The following is a 2,415-nucleotide window of genomic DNA, read 5'->3' on the forward strand; positions in this document are numbered from 1 at the left end:
CTTAGATATATCATCTAATATATAATCACTTATATATTTTTTTCTTTCATTACTTGGTAAATCACATTTTTTCTTATATAAATTAATTAAAAAGTCTTCTGATTCAAAATAATACTGAGTAGCATAATAACTATTTGCTTCCTTATATTTCCATAAGTCAAAGAAATCAAATAATTCCTTAGTTACTCTTCTTCTCTCCATAAAACATGGAACCATATCTTTTACAAAAGAAGCAACTAAACTATCTCTATTTCTTTTTAAATAGTGATATCCGATAAAATCTAATGTTTCTATACTTTTAACAAATGGAAACAGTCTACAATTAAATGAATAGTCCCCCATCGAATTATATCGTTTATCAAATCTAACATTAGATTCCATAATAATTGATCGTCTATACCATTTATTCCAGAATGGATGGAATAAGCCATTTTGGAATATATTAATAATTGATAACTGAATCTTCTCCAATGAATCCGCATATGAATATTTTATTTCATTCTTAGTTGAATAGTTTTCATCTATAAAATCCTGAGAATATCCATAAACAACAATATCTGGATTTGTATTATTAAAAGATAAAGCAACTTTCTCATACGTATCTAGTTCAATTAAATCATCGTTATCTGCAAAAGTAATATAATCGCCTTTAGCAAATTCAATTCCATTATTTAATGCAACACAAGCAGTTTGATTTTCTTGATAATGATATTTAATCCTATTATCCTTTTCTGCATATTCTTTAACAATACTAGCAGAGTTATCTGTTGAACCATCATCAATAATTACGACTTCAAAATCCTTAAACGTTTGATTAAGGATACTTTCTAGGCATGGTCTAATATATTTTTCACCATTATACATTGGCATTATAACTGAAACTAGCATTTTTCTACCTTTTTAGCTGGAACTCCAACATATGTTCCTGATTCAACAATATCTTTAACTACGCAAGATCCTGCACCAATAATAACGTTATCAATAATAGATATGTTGTTTATAACTGTACCACCAGCTCCTAAGTGTACTTCTTTTCCAAGCTGAACATTTCCACAAATAACTGAATTCGGTGATAAATGACAATAATCATCAACTATACAATCATGTTCGACAATTGATCCTGTATTAATAATACAGTGTTTTCCTATTTTAGCAGAACTATTCACAACGGCATTTGCCATTATACATGTTCCTTCACTTACAATACATGTCATATCTATAATTGCTGAAGGATGGATAGCTGTGTGCCACTTTAAATCATATAATTCACTTATTTGATTACGTAACTTATTACTTCCAATTGCGATTATAAACTCATAGTCTTCTTTATACCTATCAATAACAGTAAAATCTCCTAGCCACTTTAGACCAAGAGCGTTATTAGTGTCATACCCTTTATCAACAATAAAACCAACTATTTCATCATTGTTAAGTTTGATAATATCTGCTATTACCTTTGCATGACCACCATTACCGATAAGAATAACTTTTCTATTCATTTCCTAACTCCAATATCGTATCACAAATATAATCAACATCTTCAACTGTTAATCCTTCATAAAGTGGTAGTGTTAATACACACTTTGCGATATGCTTTGCCACAGGAGTATCATCACTACTATGCTCATTTCTATAACACTCAAAATCTGAAATAAGTGGATAAAAATATTTTCTGCTAAAAATGTTGTATTCTTGTAACTTTTCTTTTAACTCATCCCTATTATACTTGAAACCATCGATAATTATAGGCATATAAGCATAATTTCTAGTTACATTCTCTTGGTTTTCTAACAATCTAATTCCTTTTACATTGGTTAATCTAGCATAATATCTATCAAATGCTAACTTTCTTGATTCAATACTTTGGTCAATATGTCTTAAATTACACAAACCCATAGCAGCTTGGAATTCATTCATTTTGGCATTACCACCAACAAAAACAACTTCTTCTTCATTTAATATTCCAAAATTCTTATTGTTATTCAAGACTTTTACATATTGATCATCATTAAATGTAACTGCTCCACCTTCAATAGTATTAAATACTTTAGTTGCATGGAAACTAAACATAGACATATCTCCATAATTACCTATACCTACGCCTTTATATTTAACTCCAAAAGCATGTGCTGCATCATATATTACTTTTAAACCATGTTTTTTAGCTATTTCTTCTATTTTTTCAACATCGCAGATGTTTCCATACACATGAACAGGTACAATTGCACAAGTATTATCATTAATTAATGATTCTAGCTTATTTACATCAATAGTGCACGTTTTCTCATCAATATCACAAAACACTGGTTTTAACCCATTTCTAACAATTGCATGAGTTGTAGAAGCAAAAGTAAATGGAGTAGTGATAACTTCACCTTTTAAATTTAATGATTCAATAGCACTTTCAAGAGCTAG

General features: G+C 29.0%; 3 protein-coding genes. All 3 read right to left on the reverse strand.

The features are described 5' to 3' along the window. A partial coding sequence (locus RR430_RS09255; RefSeq protein ID WP_332509045.1) for a glycosyltransferase family 2 protein occupies positions 1-888 on the reverse strand: 888 nt, incomplete at its 3' end. Next, on the reverse strand, positions 882-1,499 hold the full coding sequence (locus RR430_RS09260) for an acetyltransferase (protein WP_332509047.1): 618 nt from the start codon (positions 1,497-1,499) through the stop codon (positions 882-884). The genes RR430_RS09260 and RR430_RS09255, both read right to left, overlap by 7 nt. Next, positions 1,492-2,415 (reverse strand): DegT/DnrJ/EryC1/StrS family aminotransferase (locus tag RR430_RS09265; RefSeq protein ID WP_332509049.1); only part of this gene is annotated, 924 nt, incomplete at its 5' end. The genes RR430_RS09260 and RR430_RS09265, both read right to left, overlap by 8 nt.

Origin of the sequence: Anaerorhabdus sp., assembly GCF_036641015.1 — a bacterium.
Taxonomy (GTDB): domain Bacteria; phylum Bacillota_I; class Bacilli_A; order Erysipelotrichales; family Erysipelotrichaceae; genus Anaerorhabdus.